Raw genomic sequence first — 19,348 nt, forward strand, 5'->3', positions numbered from 1 at the left:
GCATTGAGGCGACTTCGACTCACGCTCCGGAGGGGGCTGGTGCGGCGTGCCCTGTCGTGATATTCTCGCCCGCACAATGGCTGCCTCTGATCCCCTGCTCGAGCGTCGACGCGTCGCGTCGCCCCCTCCTACCGACCCGCAGACCCGCGCCGAGGCCCTCTCGGTCGCGGCCCGAGCCCTGCGCGCCGCGGAACACGTGTGCGTACTCTCCGGCGCTGGCGTGTCGGCCGAAAGCGGCATTCCCACCTTCCGCGATGCTCTGACCGGCCTCTGGGCGAAGTACAAGCCGCAGGAGCTGGCGACGCCTGACGCCTTCGCGGCCCACCCGATTCGCGTGTGGCAGTGGTATGCGGCGCGCCGGTCGATGGTACGGTCGGCGCAGCCCAATCCGGCGCATCAGGCGTTGGTGACCCTGGCGTCGCGCGTTGCGCACTGTACGCTGGTGACCCAGAACGTCGACGACCTGCACGAGCGCGCCGGCTCACGTGACGTGATCAGTCTGCACGGTTCGCTGATGCGCGCCCGCTGTAGCGCCGGGTGTCCGGGGACGATGGTGCCCACCGAAGACCAGGCGGCCGAGCCACCAAAGTGCGTCACCTGTGGCGCCCTCATGCGTCCCGACGTGGTCTGGTTCGGTGAGCCGATGCCGATGGCCCAGTTCGAGGCCGCGCGCAACGCCGCCGTGGCCTGCGACGTGTTCCTTTCGGTCGGCACGTCGAACGTGGTCGAGCCGGCGGCGTCGCTGCCGTGGATTTCGGCCACGCACGGCGCCACGGTCATCGTGGTGAATCCGAACATGGACGGGCAGCGCCGCGGCCCTAGCATCCTCCCTATCGAGGGTCCGGCCGGGGTGATGTTGCCGCGCCTGATCGCCGAGGCGTTCGCCGGTCGGCGCGCCCGTCGACATGAGTCGAACGCTCCACCGATCCGTGAGCAGGCCGCCCCAGCTTCGGCCGCGGCTCAACTACCGATCGATCCGCCAGCGCCCATTCTCTCTTCGGATCAGCCTTCGGAGTAGTCCGTCGACGCGACGTCGCGAGGGATCCAGGCCGAGATCGTGGTCCCGACACCGGGCTGCGATTCGGCCTTCACGCTACCCCCATGTGACTCGGCCAGATGTCGCACGATGGCCAATCCGAGCCCGGTACCGCCGGCCTCGCGTGAGCGACCCGGGTCGGCTCTATAGAACCGTTCGAAAATGCGGGGCAGGTGCTCGGCCCCGATGCCGGTGCCGGTGTCGCGCACGCCGATCCGTGTTCCGCCCTCATCGATCTGCGAAAAGAGTACGACCTCGCCGGTGGTGGTGTGGCGCAGGGCATTCTCGGCGAGGTTGCTGAGAATCTGTCGCGCCGCTGTCGGGTCGATATGCAGGTGGCCGGCGTCGGCACCAATCTCGGTGCGCAATACGACCCCCTTCGCCGTCGCGGCCGTCTGCAGCGGCGCGAACACCTCGGCGGCAACCGCCGCGATATCGAGATCGATGGGATTGGGCACCCACCCGCCGGATTCGATGCGCGACAAGTCGAGCAGGTCGTCCACGATGCGCTGCATGCGACGCACGTTGCCTTCGCACATCGCCAGGAACTGACGTCGCAGCTCCGGGGGCAGCTCTTCGTCTTGCAGGGTCTCCACGAAGCCGCCGATTACGGTGAGCGGCGTACGCAGTTCGTGCGACACGTTCGCTACGAAATCCCGGCGCACCGCCTCGAGCCGGCGCACGGGGGTGAGATCGTACAGCGCAAGCACGGCACCACCTCCCGGGAGCGGACGCGCGGTGAGCGAGAGCGTGCGATCGTCAACGCGGACTTCATCGGGTACGGCATCGCTGCCGGACAGCACGGCGGCCATGGCTTCGCGCAGGGTACGGTCGCGCGGCAGAAAGTCGGCGGGGAAGGGCACCGGTTCGCGAAGGCGCAGGAGCTGTCGCGCCGTCTCGTTGATGCGCACCACGCGCTGGCGGGCATCGACGGCGATCACGCCTTCGTTGAGCGATTCGGTGAGGGCCACGAGCAAGGCTTCTTCGCCGTGCAGGGCCTGCAAGCGGGCCTCGAGCTGTTCAGCCAACCGGCGAAGCGCCTCGGCCAGATCGCCCACTTCCCCACCGGCGATGGCACGCGACGGACGTTGCGTGAGATCACCGGCCGCGAGACCGCGCGCTACGTCGCGGAGCTCTTCGATAGGACGGGCGACGGGGGCGGCGAGGACCTGCGCAAGCGCCACACCGACCAGCAAGGCGGCGAGTCCGGCGATCACGATGTCGCGACGCACCTTGGCCAGAAACTCGTCGGCCGAGGCGGCCGCTGTGGGTTCCTCGGCGCGCACGCGCTCGGTGACGCGTCGTTCCACGGCGAAGAGCACAATGCCGACGAGCAGCGTCGCGACCACGAAGCTGTTCACGACGATGCGTTGCGCCAGTCTCATGGCGTGCTCACCGCGCGTTGGCGGCGTGCGTTCGCGGGTGCCGTGCGATCACGCGCCGCGCGGCATCGCCGCACGGAAGCGATAGCCGAAGCCACGTACCGTCTCGATCATATCGCCGGCGGCGCCGAGCTTGGTGCGAAGACGCTGTACGTGCATGTCGACGGTACGCGTCTGAATATCAGGCGCGGCATCCCACACCGTTTCGAGCAGCAGGCCGCGCCCCTGCACGCGCCCGCGACGTTCGACGAGCGTGAGCAGCAGCTTGAACTCGGTGGGCGTGAGCTCCACCTCCTGTCCTTCGACCTTGACCGCCATGGCGGCGCGGTCGACGTGCAGCGGGCCGATCACCAGCGTGTCCGCGTTCACGGGCGCAGCGTTACCGGTGCGGCGCAGGATCGCGCCGACGCGTAGCACGAGTTCCGCAGGGCTGAATGGCTTGGTGAGATAGTCATCGGCGCCCAGCGAGAGCCCGCGGATGCGATCGGGCTCTTCACGTCGCGCGGTGAGCATGAGCACCGCGATATCACGGGTGGATTCGTCGGCGCGGAGCTGCTCGAGCACGTCGAATCCCGAGATGCCGGGAAGCATGAGGTCGAGCACGATCAGCGAGGGGCGTTCGCGGCGCGCAAGCTCGAGCGCCTCTTGGCCGGTGGCGGACGTCGCAACGCGATAGCCGACTTTCGCGAGATGGTACGTGACGAGCGCCACGATCTCCGGCTCGTCATCGACTACGAGGATGCGTTCAGTGGACGGCGCAGCTTGCATGCTGTATCGGACTCAGGCCGGTTCGGCCGTTGCGGGCACGGACAATGGGGTTCGCGCAGCTGCGCGCGAAATGAGCCGACGCTGGATCTTGGCCACGATCATCTCGATGGCAACCAGATTGTTGCCGCCTCTCGGGACGATCACGTCAGCGTAGCGTTTGCTGGGTTCGACGAACTGCAAATGCATCGGTTGCACGGTGTTCAGATACTGGTCGAGTACCGACTCGAGCGTCCGTCCGCGCACCGCCGTATCGCGGCGAATACGACGGATGAGCCGGATGTCGGGATCGGCGTCGACGAACACTTTTACATCGCACAACGCGCGGACGTTGGCGTCGGCCAGCAGCAGAATGCCGTCGATGACGACAACGTCCGCCGGCGCGATGCGTCGCGTGCGCTCGCTTCGGGAATGGGTCGCGAATTCGTAGACGGGCATATTCACCGGTTCGCCGCGCGAGAGCGCGTCGAGGTGCACGGTAAGCAATTCCACGTCGAAGGCATCGGGATGATCCCAATTCACTTGATGCAACTGCGACAACGTGAGGTGCCGGAAGTCGCGATAGTACGCGTCCATCTCGAGAAAGGCGACCGAAGCGTCGGGCAGAGCTTCAGCGACTTTGCGCGCGACGGTGGACTTCCCCGAGCCGGTGCCGCCTGCGATCCCGATGATCAGCGGTTTCATGAGCGGCAACTCCGGTTCCGACACTGCACGATGACCAACCTGTCCCCTTGTCGTGACCGGACCGCCACGACGGTGTAACAGAAGCGTATCGGCGGCCGGAACCGATACGGGCAAGTTCGCGGGGGCCGAGAGGAGGGGCAAGCGTTTCGTGGTTGGAGCCGCTAGCTTCCCTCCATGGGACGCTTGCCTTCGCTCTTCACCGCGGCTGTGCTGACACTGGCCGCGGCTGCCCCGCTTCGGGCGCAATCCGGACGCTTCGATCTGGTCATTGCCGCCACCACCGACGTACACGGACGCCTGCGGGGCTGGGACTATTACGCCAACGCCCCCGATCCGGCCCGTACGCTGGCCGGCGCGGCCACCATCGTAGATTCGGTCCGCACCGCCAACCCCGGCCGTGTGCTGCTGGTCGATGGCGGCGATATCCTTTCGGGGAATCCCCTGCTGTACGTCGCCGCCAAGGTGGCGCCGCCGCCAGTCCATCCGGTGATCGCGGCGATGAATGTGATGCGCTACGACGCCGCGGTGATCGGGAATCACGAGTTCAACTATGGCGTGCCGGCGCTGCGGGCAGCCATCTCAAAGGCGGCGTTCCCCTTTGTGGCGGCCAACGTGCGCGACGCGCAGGGGCGCCCGTTCGTGGCACCGTACACGCTGATCGACCGGCGCGGAGTACGCATCGCGGTCATCGGCGGGACCACGCCGGGGTCGATGCTGTGGGATCGCGACAATCTGCGCGAGGCCGGTCTCACGGTGACCGATATCGTGTCGTCGGTACGCACCGCGGTCGCTGAGGTGCGCCAGCGCAAAGCGGACGTGGTGGTCGTACTGCTGCACTCGGGGCTGGACGGCGCCGCGTCGTACGATACGGCCGCCACGGGGATCGCCTCAGAGAACGTGGCCGCGCGGGTGCCCCGCGAGATCGACGGGATCAACTTGGTCGTGTATGGCCATTCGCATGCCGAGCTGGTGGACTCGACGATCAACGGTGCGCTACTGGTGCAGCCGCGCAACTGGGCGGCCTCGGTGGCGCTGGCCACGCTGACCCTCGAGAAGATCAAGGGAAAATGGGCCGTGGTGAAGCACCGCGGCCAGTCGGTGAAGGTGGCGGGCCATGGCGAGTCGCCGGCCGTGCTGGCCGCGTCGGCGGCCACGCACAAGGCGACCGTGGCATGGGTAACCACGCCGGTGGGGCGCACGGCGGTGAAGTGGCGCGCGGATAGCGCGCGCGTGGTGGATGCACCGATCACCGATCTGATCAACGAAGTCATGCGCCGCGAGTCGGGTGCCGAACTGGCGGCCACCGCCGCGTTCTCGCTCGACGCCACGTTGGACACGGGGGCGGTCACGCAGGCGGCCTTGTCGCGACTGTATCCCTACGAGAACACGCTGCGCGCCGTGCGCATTACCGGCGCCCAGTTGCGCGCCTTCCTGGAGCAGTCGGCGTTGTACTATCGCACGCTGGCGCCCGATGGGACGGCGCCGGCGGGCGGGTTGGTGGATCCCAAGATCCCTGGCTTCAACTTCGACGTGGTCAGCGGCGTGGACTACGTGATCGACGTGTCGAAGCCCGCTGGCTCGCGCATTACGACGCTCACGCGCAACGGTCGCGCGGTGCAGCCCAGCGACTCGTTCACGATGGCGTTGAACAATTATCGACAGAGCGGCGGTGGCGGCTACGCGATGCTGGCCAGCGCGCCGGTCGTATTTCAGAAGGACACCGATATCCGCTCGCTGATCATCGACGCTGTGACCAAGGCCGGCACGCTCGATCCGGCCAAGTACGCCACGGTGAACTGGCGCCTCGAGCCAGCCGCGGCACGAGCGATCGCGTATCGCGAGCAGAATCGTGGTCGGGCGGGTGAAGCCGCCGGCGGCGCACCGGCCGCTATTCCCCCCGCGGCCACCGCTGTCGCGCTTGCGGCTGCACCGCAGGGGCGCACGTTGCGCGTGATCAGCATGAGTGATTTCCATGGCGCGCTCTCCAACCGCCCCGATGATCGTGGGCGTTCGCAGGGCGGTGCGGTGGCGCTATCGGCCGCCATCGAAAAGGCGCAGCGCGAGTGCACGGGGCAGTGCCAAAGCGTCGTCGTCGACGCCGGCGATCTGTTCTCCGGTGCCGCGGCGTCCGATTGGGACGCGGGCAAGCCCACGGTGGCGGTGTTCAATCGCCTCCACGTGGCGGCCGGTGCGATCGGCAATCACGATTTCGATTTTGGGCAGGACACCCTCCGCATGCGTATGCGCGAGCTCAAGTATGGGTTGCTCGGCGCCAACGTACGCGGGCCCGATGGTCGCCCGCTGCCCTGGCTACGCGCCGACACGGTAGTGGTACGCGGGGGCGTGCGCATCGGCATCATCGGTACGGCCGGCGAGCATACGGCGACGTCGACCAAAGTGCGCAACGTGCGTCAGCTCAAATTTCTCGACCCGGCGCCGATCATCAGCGAGCGCGTGCGCGCTTTGCGTGCCGGCGGGGCGCAGGTCGTGATTGCGCTGGCGCATGATGGCGCGCGCTGCGATCGCGACAAGCCGGATGCCTGCACGGGTGGCGGCATCAGCATCATCGACAAGCTCACCGACAAGCCGGACCTGTTCGTCATGGGGCACGCGCACTGGAATGTCGCTTTGCGTCGCCGTGATATGCCCGTTGTGGAAACGTCGTCGAATGGCCGCGCGATCGCCGTGGTCGACATCCCGTTGGATGGCAGTCAGGCCAAGGCTGAAATTCGCACCGTATCGGGCGAAGAGCGCGCTGGTGCCGATCCGATCATCGATTCGATCGTAACGGCCGCCAATGCCAAAGTGCAGGTGCGCATCGATCGGCGGGTGGCCACGATTGCCGAGGCCTTCGTGCGGAACAGTGATCAGTACCCACTGGGAAACATTGTCGCCGATGCCGCGCGGGTGAAGGGTAACGCCGACTTCGGTGCCTGGAACAACGGTGGTATCCGGACCGATATCCCGGCCGGTCCGATCAGCTTCGGCGGGGTGTATCAGATTTCTCCCTTCGGAAACGTCCTGGTGCGCGTGCGAATGCGCGGTCGCGACCTCGTGGCCAACGCCGAACGGTGGGTGTGGAATGGTCGGCCGAATACGCATGTGAGTGGACTCACCATCGAGTACGATCCGGCCAAGCCGCAGGGGCAGCGCGTGCTCCGCGTGCTCGGCGCCAATGGCGCGCCGCTCGATCCCGACCGGATCTACGCGTTGGTGGTGAACGACTTCATGATCGACGATGCCGAAGGCACGATGCTCGCCCGCACGATCTCGGTCGAGATTCTGGCCGTGCGCGACGTCGACATGCTAGCCAGCTATCTCGAGCAACTGCCGCAGCCGGTACGCGGTGACACGACCGTACGTATTCGCGCCGTTGGCGCGGGAGCAGCAAAATGAGTGACGTCGTTTCTCCGGTGACCGGTCCCGACTCGCTTCGGGTGTACGTGAACGAGCGCGGCGTGTCGGTGCCGCATGGGTCGGTCGCCGTCGATGCGGTGCGCGCGCTGTTTCCTGAACTCGCGGCCGACGTCGATGCCGGACGCCAGCGTCTCACCGATAGCCGCGGCTTGCCGGTGGAGGCGACGCAGGCGCTGGTGGGCGGTTTGATCTACCGGGTGGTGCCCGTGCGCGATCGACTCGACAGTGAGGCTGCGTCGTGAGTACGGTGAATCCGGCGTTCATCGAGATCGTACAGCGCATGCCGAAGGCGGATCTACACTGTCACCTCGACGGTTCGTTGCGTCCGTCCACGCTGCTCGAGTTGTCGACCGAGCGTGGACTCGCGCTGCCCGTGCACACGGCATCGGCGCTCGGCGCATGGATGCTGGTGGATGACGCACGGAATCTCGAAGATTACCTCGCGCGCTTCGAGGTGACGCTGGCGGTGATGCAGGATATCGTCGCCCTCGAGCGGATCGCGCATGAGTTCGTCCTCGATGCGGCGCTCGACGGCGTACGTTATATCGAAGCGCGATTCTGTCCGGCGCTCAACGTGCGCGGTGGACTTTCGCTGGACGATGTGATGCAGGCGGTGCTGCGCGGGCTGGCGCGTGGCGAGAAGGAAAGCGGAACGTTGGCTCGCGTGATCGTCTGTGCCTTGCGCAGCTTCCCGTGGCCGCACGCGCTCGAGATGGCGGAGCTCGCGGTGGCGTACAAGGGCAGAGGAGTGGTGGCGTTCGATCTGGCCGGCGGCGAGTCGGGCAACCCCGCGTCGGATCATGCGCTGGCCTTCGACTACGCGCGTCAGCATGATCTCGCTGTCACCGTGCACGCGGGTGAAGGCGATGGACCCACCAGCATCCGCGAAGCGCTGCATCGGTGCGGCGCCGATCGTATCGGCCATGGCACGCGGCTGCGCGAAGATCCGAGTCTGGAAGCGTACGTCATCGATCACCGCATCACGCTCGAGGTGTGCCCCACCAGCAATGTGCAGACGCGCGTGGTGTCCACCTTCGGCGAGCACCCGTTGGCGCGCTACGTGGTGATGGGCGCGGTGGTCACGATCAATACCGACAATCGCCTGATGAGCGGAGTCTCGCTCACCGATGAGTATGTGCGCTGTGCGCAACATCTCAACTTCGACATCGATACCTTGGCGATGCTGGCCATCACGTCGTTCGACTCGTCGTTCCTGCCGCATGTGGAACGGGAAGCGCTTCGCGAGTCGATTGCGATCGAGGTCGGCAACATTCTCGCCGACGCCGATGATGTAACGGTGATGCTATGAGCGAGCGCGCCTTCGAGACGCAGTCGTTCGAATCGCAGCAGATGGTGCCGGGCGCGGCGGCCGCGAAGGTGGCCGCCGAGTACATCCGGCAGCGTCTCGGTCCCGACGCGCCGGTGCCGGTCTGCGGCATCGTGCTCGGGTCGGGGCTGGGTGGGCTAGCGGACCGTATCGAGCGCGCGGTTCGCATTCCGTTTTCGCACGTACCGGGCTTTCCTACGGCCACCGTGGCCGGTCACGCCGGACAGCTGTTGGTCGGCATGCTGGGGGGCCGTCAGGTGATCGCGATGGCCGGTCGCTTTCACATGTACGAGGGGCACGAGGCGGCGCTGGCGGCGTTTCCCGTGCGGGTGATGCACGCGCTTGGCGCTCGGGTCTATGTGGCCTCGAACGCGGCCGGCGGTGTGCGGCGCACGTTCAATCCTGGCGATCTGATGGTGATCTCCGATCACATGAACCTGATGTTCCGCAATCCGCTGTTCGGTGCGGTCGAGCCGGGGGATGAACGCTTTCCCGACATGTCCGACCCGTACGACGCCGAGCTGCGGGCGCTGTTGCACGAGTCGGCACGCACCACGGGCGTACCACTGCAGGACGGCGTGTACTGCGGCCTGTTAGGTCCCACCTACGAAACGCCGGCAGAAGTGCGGATGTTGGAGCGCCTCGGGGTCGATGCCGTGGGGATGTCGACGGTACCCGAGGTGATCGTGGCGCGCGCGCTCGGTATGCGCGTGGCCGCCGTGTCGTGCATTACGAACAAAGCGGCCGGACTCTCGCTCGAGAAGCTCAATCACGCTGAGGTGATGGAGGCGGGTCGGGCGGTCGCCGGACGCTTTGAAGCGCTGATTGCCGAGTTCGTAGGGCGCCTGCCGTAGCAGGCGTCATCGCGTCTGCCACCGTTACCGTTTGGCGGGGGTACGCGGCAATCCTGCGAGGCGCGTCTTGAAGGTCTGAAAGGCGCGAGTGTCGCGGGTGAGCGACTTGAGCACCACCGGATTGATCTTCTGGATCTCGGCTTCGGTGTTGGCCACGCGGCTTTCTTCGATCGGGTGGGACGCGAAGAAGGCATCGACGCCACTCGGGTTGCGCTGGCGTTCGGCAATCAAGATGCGGAACATGCTCGGCATGCCACGCGGGTCGATACCGGCGCGCGTTACGTACGTCACGCCGAACTTGTCGGCCGACGCTTCGTCATCACGACTGAACTTGGCGAAGCCGGCCTGCGCGCCGACTTGCACGGCGGCTCCAGCCACGCCCTGACAGGCCGAGGGCACAAACAGGCATAAGCCCGTCAGGCCGATGTTGGCGCGCTGCGCCTTCGCCATCTGCTGCATGCTGTGGCGTTGCGTGACGTGCGCGATCTCGTGTCCGAGCACGCCGGCCAGCTCGGACATGTTGGTGGTCTTCTCGATGAGACCGCGATACACGTAGATATGGCCGCCGGGCACAGCGAAGGCGTTGATCTCCCCTTGGTCGACCACGTTGAAGCGCCACGTCAGGCTTCGGTCGTCGGAGACGCGCGCTATGGAGTCGCCCAGCACGTTGAGGTAGCGTACGACATCGGGGTCGCGGATCATGGGCAACTCGCGCTCGACCTGCTGCGCGTAGTCGTTGCCCATCGCCACCTCTTCCTGGGTGGCGGGCACACAGGCCGCTAGCCCGAATGCGGCCGCGAGGCCGATGATCGCCAACTTGTTGTTCCGTCGTGTATTCTCACGCATGGCTGTCGCCTGTCCGAAATGCTGGTGTGTTCTGAAGGTGCTTCCCGTCCAACGGATGGCATAGCGCGTGCCAGCCCCTGATGCATACCCCACTCGCCACTGTTTGCCCCGTGAAGCTACTGAGTCTGGCTCGTGACCTGCAGCGCCGCAAAGCGCGTGAGCGGCAGCACCGATTCGTCGCCGAAGGCGTGCGTACGGTCGAGGCGTTGCTGGCCTCGGGGCTGCCGGTGGACGGGATGCTGGTGACGGCCGCCCTCCGTGAGCAGGCGCGCGGGCGGGCGCTGATGGAGGCCGCCGAAGGCCGCGGAATCGCCGTGGCCGACGTGAGCGACGCGGAACTGGAGAGCGCGGCGGACACCGACACCCCGCAAGGCGTTCTGGCGGTAGCGCCCATCCCTGAGCGGTCATTGCGGGCCCCGGAGGGTGCCGCCAGTCGATTTCTGGTGCTGGATGCTCTCCAGGACCCAGGCAACGTGGGCACGGTCATCAGAACGGCGGCGGCGCTGGGCGTGACGGCGACCGTGGCTTTGCCGGGAACCGTTGACCTCTGGAACGCTAAAGTCGTCCGTAGCACGATGGGCGCACTCTTCGTGCATCCGGCGCTACCGATGTCGTGGGAGGCGTTCGCGGACTTTGCCGCGACGCACGCTGTGCCCGTGTGGGCGGCGGACACCGATGGTGTTCCTCTCGATCAGGTCACGACGGCCTCACTGCCGGCGCATCTGGCGCTGGTGGTCAGCAACGAAGGGGCCGGATTGTCGGCACAGCTCTCTGCGGCGGTCACGTCGCGGGTGGCGATCCGGATGGCGCCCGGTATCGAATCGCTGAACGTGGCGGTGGCAACGGGGATCCTGTTGCACGCGCTCCGCGTCGAGTAATCGCTGCATCGTCGCCGTTTCGCTGGTCGCCGTTTCGCCTTCGCCCAACTCCGTGCTGCCCATTACTGCTGATTTCGTCACGCTCGTTCTGCTGCCGGTGTTCGTGCTCGGCGCGTCGATCGGGTCGTTCCTGAACGTCTGCATTTCACGCTGGCCGGCCGAACTCAGCGTCGTGCGCCCGCGCTCGCGATGCCCCAAGTGCGAGCGCGCCATCGCCTGGCACGAGAATATTCCCCTGCTCAGCTGGGTCCTGTTACGTGGCAAGTGCCGCGGTTGCAGCTTGCCGATCTCGATTCAGTATCCGGCGGTCGAGCTGCTTGTCGCGCTGGGGTGGGTGGCAAGCTTCGTGGCGTTCGGGTTGACCTTCGAGGCGCTGCGGGTGGCGGTGTTCGGCACGGTTCTGTTCGGCATCGCGGTGACCGATGCCATGACGTATCTGATTCCCGACGGCTTCACCATCAGCGGGCTGGTGATGGTGTTCGCCGCGTCGATCGCGAACTTCTTCATCGGTGAGAGCTCGCATTTCGCGTCGCCCTGGGCGGCGTTCATCGGCGCCTGTGCCGGAGCGGGTGCGATCACGATCATCGGCTGGCTGGCCGAAGTGATCATGAAGCGTGAAGCGATGGGATTCGGTGACACGACGCTCATGGCCGTGGTCGGTGCGGCCCTCGGGGCTGAGCGGTCGCTGCTCACGATCATCGTGGGCGCGTTCGTGGGGGCGGCGGTCTTTCTGCTCATCGTGGGGCCGATCGTCAAATGGCGCACGCGCGGCACGGACGCCGAGTTCGAGTTCCCGGATGTGCCATTCGGAGTGTTCCTTGCGCCTGCCGCGATGCTCGTCTTGCTTTGGGGAGAACCCCTTATCGCGTGGTATCTGCAGCGCGCGTTCCCGACCTGATATCGAATCTGATGCGAGCCCTCCTTTCCGCTTCGACACGTCGTCGCACCGTTCGTGTTGCCTGCCTGCTGGGCGCCGGCGTGACGCTCACGACGATCGCCGGCTGCGGTGAGAAGAAGGCGAAGGGGGAAGGGCCGTACGCCGAACTCGTCGCCGAGTTCGTCCCGAAGATCGAAAAAGAAACGGGACTCCCGTTCAAGACGCCTCCCAAGATCGAGTCGCGCACGCGCGACGAAGTCGGGAAGTTCGTGCGGCAGCAGCTAGAGAGTGAGCGCGCGCGCGCGCAGCTGGCTGGACAGGAGTCGGCGTACAAGCTGTTGGGCATGGTGCCCGACACCATGAACCTGCTGGCGCTCCTGCAGAAGCTGCTCGAGGAGCAGATCGTGGGCTACTACGATCCCGCCACGAAGGTGTTGTACGTCGTCGATGGTGCCGCGCCGGCGCTGCTGCGACAGACGGTGTCGCACGAACTGGTGCACGCGCTGCAGGACCAGTACGTGAAGATCGACTCGGTGCAGGCGCAGGTGGATAACGCCGATCGTCAGGCGGCGGCGCAGGCCGTGCTTGAAGGCGAGGCGGTCTTCCTGCAGCTGCGCATGGATCCGAATGCCGGACCGATGCTGAAAATGCCCGGCGGTTGGGATCGCATCCGCGATGCGATGAAGGATGCACAGACGGGTATGCCCGTGTTCTCGGCCGCTCCGCGCGCCGTGCGCGAAGGGCTGCTGTTCCCGTATCTCGGCGGCGCGGATTTCGTCCGGCGATTCATCGAGAAGCGGCCGGAGAAGGAGCTGCTGCTGGACCTGCCGATCTCCACCAAGCAGATCCTGAACGACGCGGCGTACTTCACCGACTCCAAAGCCACGCGCGATCTGCCGGTCGCGGTCACCCTACCCGCGCCGCGCACGGGCACGGTGGTGTACAGCAACAGCTTCGGCGAATTCGAAACGCGGTTGATGCTAGTTCAGCATCTCAAGGACGAGGCGCTGGCCCGCCGCGGTGCCGGTGGTGGCGATGGCGACAAGTTTGCGGTGATCCGCACGGCGGACGGTGATGCGTTGGTGTGGGCCACGGCGTGGGATTCGGCGGTGGATGCGGCTGACTTTCTCGATTTGATGGGTGACGCTGCGCGTCGCCGGTACGAGTTGGCACGCATCGCATTCCCGGCCGGCGCGACGTCGCGGCAGTACGATGTGCCGGCCAAGGGCACGCGCCCGGCGCGTACCGTGTCGCTCAAGTTGGAACAGGTGAACGGCCAGCCCGTAGTGATCTACATGGACACTCCCGCAAAGATCGGCACCACGCTGATCGACCTGGCCGGCATCACCGTCGCCCGCTAACCGCATGGCGATCGAGCCGGTCACGGATTCGGCCGCGGTGCAGCCGGCGGCAGTGCCGGCCGCGCTGCAGATCACGCCCGACGACGAACTCAAGCGCGTCCGGCTGGTCAAAATGAAGCGCGTGGCCACGCTCATGCTGGTCGTCGTCGCCTTGGTGTTTGTCGTCGCGCGGTGGTTCGAGTCGCAGTATCCGTGGCTGGGCTTCGTGCGGGCGTTCGCCGAGGCGGCCATGGTGGGTGGCATCGCCGACTGGTTCGCCGTGACGGCCCTGTTCAGGCATCCACTTGGCATCCCGATTCCGCACACGGCTATCGTGGCGTCGCGGAAGGACCGGATCGGCACGGCGCTCGGCAACTTCGTGCAGCGCAACTTCCTCACGCGCGAAGTGGTGGCCGGCAAGATCGCGGCGATGAAGTTGGGCGACCGCGCCGCGCAGTGGTTGGCGCGACCGGAGAACAGCCGACGTCTGGCGCGTCACGCGGCGCACGGCTTGTCCGGAGCGGTGGGCGTGATGCGCGACGAAGACGTGCAAGAGATGGTCGATCGTGGCATCGTGTCGCGGTTGCGACGCATGCAGGCGGCTCCACTCATGGCGCGCCTCTTCGAGCTGATGACCACCGGCGGACGTCACCAGGCGCTGCTCGACGACGCCCTGCGCCTGGCGGCCAAGTTCCTGTTCGAGAACGAGGCGATGATCCGCGAGAAGGTAAAGGCGGAGAGCCCGTGGTGGGTACCGGGCGCGGTGGACAGCCGCGTGGGTGACAAGATCGTCAGCGGCGTGGAAAAGACGCTGGTGGCCGTCGCGGCCGATCCCGATCATCCGCTGCGCCAGCGCTACGATGAAGCCGTTGATCGGTTCGTGCTCTCGCTGCGCGAGAATCCGGAAACGATCGCGCGCTTCGAGCTGATCAAGCTCGATGTGCTGGCGCATCCCGGCGTGGCGGACTTCTCGCGTGAAGTGTGGGGCGACGTGAAGGAGAAGCTCGCCAACTACGCCGAGCGGCTGGCCGACGACGCGGAGAAAGAGCCGGATCAACTCGAGCAGTGGCTGGCCGGACTGGGCCAGAAGGTGCTCGAGGACCCCGTGCTGTCGGCCAAGGTGAACGGCTGGATCGTGGAGATCGTGTCGTACTCGGTGGAGCAGGCGCGTGAGGAAGTCGCGAAGCTCATATCGGCGACCGTGGCGGCGTGGGACGCCGATGCGACCTCCCGCAAAATCGAACTGCAGATCGGGCGCGATCTGCAGTTCATTCGAATCAACGGAACGATTGTGGGCGGACTGGTGGGACTGATCCTGTATTCGGTTGGGCTGCTGCTGAACCGTTAGGCTTGGTGCGTCACCAGGTATCGGCCGCTGTCACCGCCGGACCGTCGCTCTCCACGACCGCACTGCTGGAGTTGAGCGGCATCGCGTCGGCCGGATGCGCATCGGCGTGCGGCAGCAGTGCGAGGTGCAGCACTTCGTCCATGGTCGCGGCGAAGGTGAACGCCATCTTGTCTCGCACTTCCTGCGGCACGTCGCGCACGTCCTTCTCGTTGCCCTTGGGCATGATGACTTCGCGCAGACCGGCGCGATACGCCGCGAGTACCTTCTCCTTCACGCCGCCGATCTCGAGCACGCGGCCGCGCAGCGTGACCTCGCCGGTGAGGGCGAGATCGCGACGCACGGGGCGACGTGACAGCGCGCTGGCGAGGGCCAGCGTGACCGCGATGCCGGCCGATGGGCCGTCCTTCGGGATGGAGCCGGCGGGGAAGTGCAGGTGCATGTCGGACTCGCGGAACTCGCTGTCCTCGATGCCGAGCGTGGTCGCGCGTGACCGCACGAACGAATACGCGGCGTCCACCGATTCGCGCATCACGTCGCCGAGCTGACCGGTCACGGTGAGCTTGCCGTTGCCCGGCATGCGCAACGCTTCGATGGTCATGATGTCACCGCCGGTGCTGGTCCAGGCGAGGCCGGTCACAGCGCCGATCTCCGGCTCCATCTCGGCTTCTTCCATGGAGAAGCGCGGCGTGCCAAGAATCTCCTCGGCGCGATCGATGCCGATCTCCCACGCGCTCATGTCGCCGTCGGCCTTGGCGCGGGCGCGCTTGCGCAGCAGCGACGCGAGCGAACGCTCGAAGGTGCGCAGTCCAGCTTCACGCGAGTAGCGGCTGGTGATGAACCCCAGCGTGGCCTCCGGCACGTGAATATCGTCGGAGGTGAGGCCGTGATCTTCGAGCAAGCGCGGCATGAGATACCGCTGTGCGATCTCGACCTTTTCTTCGATCGTGTAGCCGGCGATGCGGATCACTTCCATGCGATCGCGCAACGGGCCGGGGATGTCATAGAGATTGTTGGCCGTGCAGATGAACAAGACGCTCGACAGGTCGAACGGCAGGTTCAGATAGTGATCGACGAACGTGGTGTTCTGCGATGGGTCGAGCACTTCGAGCATGGCGGCGGTGGGATCGCCCGCGTTGCCGCCGTTGCTCATCTTGTCGATCTCGTCGATCATGATGACGGGATCGCGCACTTCCACGCGACGCAGCGCCTGGATGAGCAGGCCGGGCATGGCGCCCACGTAGGTGCGACGGTGGCCGCGGATTTCGGCTTCGTCGCGAACGCCACCCACCGAGATTCGATAGAACTCGCGTCCGATGGAGTTGGCGATCGCTTCACCGAGTGAGGTCTTGCCGGTGCCCGGCGGTCCAACGAAGCAGAGAATGGGACCGGTGGGATCGCCACCGCGCAGTTTCCGCACGGCGAGGTATTCGATGATGCGCTCCTTGGCTTCATCGAGTCCGTAGTGCCGATCGCCGAGCGCATCTTCGACTTTGGCGAGCACGATCTCCTGATCGTCGGCGCTGCGCTGGTGCCAAGGGAGCGCGAGCACCCAGTCGAGATACGTGCGCAGCACGTGATACTCGCTGGAAGCCGGCGAGAGCATACGCAACCGTTCTGTTTCGCGGCGGGCTTCGGTGGCCACCTTCTCGGGAAGATGCGCCTCTTCGATGCGCCTCAGCAGATCGACCGATTCCTTTTCATTGGGATCGGCTTCGCCCAACTCGGACTGAATCGCACGCAGCTGCTGACGGAGATAGAACTCCCTTTGATGCTGCTCGATCTTCACTTCGGTCTGCTTCTTCACGTCTTCCATCACGCGGGCGCGGGCGACTTCGCGCTCGAGGCGTGAGAGGATGAAACGGATGCGATGACCGATGTCGAGACGCTGCAGCACCTCCTCTTTGTCGGAGATGCGCAAATTCATGTTCGTAGCCGCAAGATCGGCGAAGCGTCCGGGATCGGACACATTCATCTTGAGGATCTGCGGCACTTCGTTCGGAATACGGTCCACCAACTCGGCCAACGTTTCGGCAGCGGACACGGTGCGCGCCACGAGCTCGTCGAGCTCAATCGGGTCAGCAGGCGTTTCCTTGGCGCCCTGGATCTGCGCGATCGCGAACGGATTCACCTGATCGATCGCGTCGATCGTGATGCGGCGAAGTCCCTGCAGCGTGATCTGGACGGTGTCACCGGGCAGATTGATCCGCTCGTGCACGCGGGCGGCTACACCGACGCGTCCGATGAAGTTGTGCGGATCGATGGCGTCATCGCCATCACCGGAGGCGACGACCAAGGCGACGACCAAGCCGGACTCCTCGTGCGCGCGGAGCAGCGCGAGGTTCTCCGGGGCGCCCATCTGCACCGCGATCGTTCCCAAGGGGTACACGATCGTGGAGCGCAGCGCCATCAAGGGCAGCGTCGGGGGCAGCTCGGCGCGAAGAATTTCTTCCTTGCGCTGGCCGCGAGGCATCGGGATGCCGGGAAACCGCGGATTCGATCGTGACACGTGACGGGCGAAGAAAGTGACAGCGTGATCCGAACACAGCCAATCTAGGATGGGCTGAAAGGCTTACAACGCGTGATTCCGACGCAAGTTGCGTCATGGGTGGCCTGTTCCGTCACCCCCCTGGCACGAAACAGTTGTACGGCGCGACCCGGTCCGTTAGCCTTTCAGGTCTATGTTTGACGAGCTCTCAGACAAACTCGGGAACGTCTTCGCGAAGCTTCGCGGACGTGGCGTTCTCACCGATGCCGACATCAAGGAAGGGCTGCGCGAGGTTCGCCGCGTCCTCCTCGAAGCCGACGTGAATTTCTCGCTTACCCGTGAGTTCCTCGAACGGGTGGAGAAGAAGGCCGTCGGCGTGTTGCAGATCAAGACGATCCAGCCAGCTCAGCAGTTGGTGAAGATTGTCCACGACGAGCTCACCGCGATGCTCGGCGAACGGCGCGAGGGGCTCAAGATGAGCACCGTGCCGCCGACAATCATCATGATGGTCGGCCTGCAGGGGTCGGGTAAGACGACCACCGCCGGCAAGCTCGCCCGCAAGTTGATGCTCGAGAATCGGTCGACGCGACTGGTGGCGGCCGACGTCTACCGCCCTGCCGCTATTGATCAGCTCGAGACACTGGGCAAGGCGTTGAACGTGCCGGTGTACGCCGATCGCGACACAAAGGACGTGGTCAAGATCGCGAAGGCCGGTATCGACCAGGGCGTGCGCGCGCGCGATCGCGTGGTCATTATCGACACCGCGGGTCGTCTGCAGATCGACGCCGATATGATGGACGAGCTCAAGAAGCTCAAGGCCGCGATCAAGCCCGACGAAATCCTGTTCGTGGCCGACGGGATGACGGGTCAGGAAGCGGTGAAGATCGCGCAGGGCTTCGATGAAGCGCTCAACGTGACCGGCGTGATCCTGACCAAGCTCGATGGCGACGCGCGCGGTGGTGCGGCGCTCTCGATCTACGGCGTGCTCAAGAAGCCGATCAAGTACATCGGTGTCGGCGAGAAGCCGGATGCGCTCGAGGAGTTCCATCCGGAGCGCATGGCGGGTCGTATCCTGCAGATGGGCGACATCGTGTCGCTCGTGGAGAAGGCGCAGGAAACGTTCGATGCCACCGAAGCGAAGAAGCTCGAGAAGAAGGTCCGCAAGGAAGGCATGGACCTCGAGGACTTCCTCACGGCCATGCGTCAGATGCAGAAGCTCGGACCGCTCGAGAATCTGCTGAAGCTGCTGCCGGGCGTGAACTCGAAGATGCTGAAGGACGTCAAGATGGACCCGAAGCGCATGAAGCACATCGAGGCCATCGTGTTGTCCATGACGCCGCAGGAGCGCAAGAAGCCGGAGATCCTGAACGGCTCACGTCGTGCGCGCATCGCAAAGGGCTGCGGTCGCCCGGTGAGCGAGGTGAACAAGCTGCTCGAGCAGTTCCGCGAAATGCAGAAGATGATGAAGAAGATGGGCGGCGGCCCGGGCGGCGCCGGTGGCAAGGGGGGCGGTGGGATGCCCCCGGATGCCATTCGGCGGCGGTGGCGGGATGTTCGGCGGAATGCGGTGAACGAAACGGCGAGCGTTAGCTCGCCGTTTCTGTTTTCGCCAGCTCGGTATCGAGCCCTGGCCACGACGGCAGATTGTACACCACGAGGGTGCGCAGGTAGTGCCGTCCTTCGTCTCCGTGCTGCGTGAGCACGGCCGCGGCGCCGCGGGCGACCGCCTCGGCGTCGGCATACGGCGGCTCGAGATCTTCCGGGATCACACCGGCTTCGTGCTTCACGCCGGCGGTATCGAGGAAGGTGATCTGGATCTGCGGCTCGAGATCGACATAGAGCAGCTGCAGCAGTTCCAGCTCGTCCTGCGGCGTCTGCGCATTGAGGCGCACGAATTCACGGGCGAGCTTGTCGACCGGCCACGACATGAGCGTGGCGGCGCGGAACCCGCCGCCCTTGGAGGCGAGGCGCTGCGAGTACAGGGTGCGCGCGCCCTTGTGCTTGGCGAGGGCGGACGTGACGAGCGACAAGCGCCGCTCGGGCGTCAGTGCGCGATAGGGAGTAGGTGACTTGGCCATAGTCGCAACCTAGCGGGACGGGGGGCGCCGA

Annotated in this window: 15 protein-coding genes and 1 pseudogene; 10 read left to right on the plus strand and 6 right to left on the minus strand. The window is 65.8% G+C overall.

The annotated features are described in order from the left end of the window. Positions 1-76: 76 nt before the first annotated feature. A pseudogene (locus HKW67_RS02585) lies at positions 77-889 on the plus strand (SIR2 family NAD-dependent protein deacylase); the annotation flags it as partial. A gap of 113 nt (positions 890-1,002) precedes the next feature. On the opposite strand, the gene HKW67_RS02590 reads toward HKW67_RS02585, so the two are convergent. The 3 genes from HKW67_RS02590 to udk are packed head-to-tail and all read right to left on the minus strand — an operon-like array spanning position 1,003 to position 3,867. Continuing rightward, positions 1,003-2,421 carry a sensor histidine kinase gene (locus HKW67_RS02590; RefSeq protein ID WP_171223912.1) on the minus strand — a complete coding sequence of 473 codons (1,419 nt, stop codon included), beginning with the start codon at positions 2,419-2,421 and terminating at the stop codon, positions 1,003-1,005. Between the two features lie 48 nt (positions 2,422-2,469). After that, positions 2,470-3,186, minus strand: a complete 717-nt coding sequence (locus tag HKW67_RS02595) for a response regulator (RefSeq protein ID WP_171223913.1) — start codon at positions 3,184-3,186, stop codon at positions 2,470-2,472. Between the two features lie 12 nt (positions 3,187-3,198). Beyond that, a complete protein-coding gene (gene udk, locus HKW67_RS02600) occupies positions 3,199-3,867 on the minus strand; it encodes a uridine kinase (RefSeq protein ID WP_171223914.1) in 669 nt (222 codons plus the stop codon). 174 nt (positions 3,868-4,041) lie between these two features. Here udk and HKW67_RS02605 point away from each other — a divergent pair, with 174 nt between their 5' ends. The 4 genes from HKW67_RS02605 to HKW67_RS02620 are packed head-to-tail and all read left to right on the plus strand — an operon-like array spanning position 4,042 to position 9,465. Next, on the plus strand, positions 4,042-7,263 hold the full coding sequence (locus tag HKW67_RS02605; protein ID WP_171223915.1) for a 5'-nucleotidase C-terminal domain-containing protein: 3,222 nt from the start codon (positions 4,042-4,044) through the stop codon (positions 7,261-7,263). Further along, positions 7,260-7,526, plus strand: coding sequence for a hypothetical protein (locus tag HKW67_RS02610; RefSeq protein ID WP_171223916.1), 267 nt, complete (start codon positions 7,260-7,262; stop codon positions 7,524-7,526). The genes HKW67_RS02605 and HKW67_RS02610 overlap by 4 nt, the downstream gene beginning before the upstream one ends. Continuing rightward, on the plus strand, positions 7,523-8,593 hold the full coding sequence (gene add, locus HKW67_RS02615) for an adenosine deaminase (RefSeq protein WP_171223917.1): 1,071 nt from the start codon (positions 7,523-7,525) through the stop codon (positions 8,591-8,593). The genes HKW67_RS02610 and add overlap by 4 nt, the downstream gene beginning before the upstream one ends. A 41-nt stretch (positions 8,594-8,634) precedes the next feature. Beyond that, positions 8,635-9,465: a purine-nucleoside phosphorylase gene (locus HKW67_RS02620; RefSeq protein ID WP_171227519.1), complete on the plus strand. Its 831-nt coding sequence runs from the start codon at positions 8,635-8,637 to the stop codon at positions 9,463-9,465. A gap of 24 nt (positions 9,466-9,489) precedes the next feature. On the opposite strand, the gene HKW67_RS02625 is transcribed toward HKW67_RS02620, so the two are convergent. Beyond that, the gene (locus tag HKW67_RS02625; protein ID WP_171223918.1) at positions 9,490-10,311 is read right to left on the minus strand and encodes a M48 family metallopeptidase; all 822 of its coding nucleotides are present in this window, start codon (positions 10,309-10,311) and stop codon (positions 9,490-9,492) included. A 110-nt stretch (positions 10,312-10,421) separates the two neighbouring features. Here HKW67_RS02625 and HKW67_RS02630 point away from each other — a divergent pair, with 110 nt between their 5' ends. The 4 genes from HKW67_RS02630 to HKW67_RS02645 are packed head-to-tail and all read left to right on the plus strand — an operon-like array spanning position 10,422 to position 14,754. Continuing rightward, positions 10,422-11,189 carry a TrmH family RNA methyltransferase gene (locus HKW67_RS02630; protein WP_171223919.1) on the plus strand — a complete coding sequence of 256 codons (768 nt, stop codon included), beginning with the start codon at positions 10,422-10,424 and terminating at the stop codon, positions 11,187-11,189. 52 nt (positions 11,190-11,241) lie between these two features. Further along, the gene (locus HKW67_RS02635) at positions 11,242-12,087 is read left to right on the plus strand and encodes a prepilin peptidase (RefSeq protein ID WP_171223920.1); all 846 of its coding nucleotides are present in this window, start codon (positions 11,242-11,244) and stop codon (positions 12,085-12,087) included. A gap of 11 nt (positions 12,088-12,098) precedes the next feature. Next, positions 12,099-13,427: a hypothetical protein gene (locus HKW67_RS02640; RefSeq protein ID WP_171223921.1), complete on the plus strand. Its 1,329-nt coding sequence runs from the start codon at positions 12,099-12,101 to the stop codon at positions 13,425-13,427. Between the two features lie 4 nt (positions 13,428-13,431). Beyond that, a complete protein-coding gene (locus tag HKW67_RS02645) occupies positions 13,432-14,754 on the plus strand; it encodes a DUF445 domain-containing protein (RefSeq protein ID WP_171223922.1) in 1,323 nt (440 codons plus the stop codon). Between the two features lie 10 nt (positions 14,755-14,764). Here HKW67_RS02645 and lon read toward each other — a convergent pair whose 3' ends face one another. Then, a complete protein-coding gene (gene lon / locus HKW67_RS02650; protein WP_171223923.1) occupies positions 14,765-17,260 on the minus strand; it encodes an endopeptidase La in 2,496 nt (831 codons plus the stop codon). Between the two features lie 172 nt (positions 17,261-17,432). Between lon and ffh the strand changes: the two genes are divergently transcribed. Beyond that, positions 17,433-18,938, plus strand: a complete 1,506-nt coding sequence (gene ffh / locus HKW67_RS02655; protein WP_171223924.1) for a signal recognition particle protein — start codon at positions 17,433-17,435, stop codon at positions 18,936-18,938. Here ffh and HKW67_RS02660 read toward each other — a convergent pair. Then, the gene (locus HKW67_RS02660) at positions 18,826-19,317 is read right to left on the minus strand and encodes a hypothetical protein (protein ID WP_171223925.1); all 492 of its coding nucleotides are present in this window, start codon (positions 19,315-19,317) and stop codon (positions 18,826-18,828) included. The genes ffh and HKW67_RS02660 overlap by 113 nt on opposite strands. Positions 19,318-19,348: the final 31 nt, after the last annotated feature.

Origin of the sequence: Gemmatimonas groenlandica (assembly GCF_013004105.1) — a bacterium.
GTDB lineage: Bacteria > Gemmatimonadota > Gemmatimonadetes > Gemmatimonadales > Gemmatimonadaceae > Gemmatimonas > Gemmatimonas groenlandica.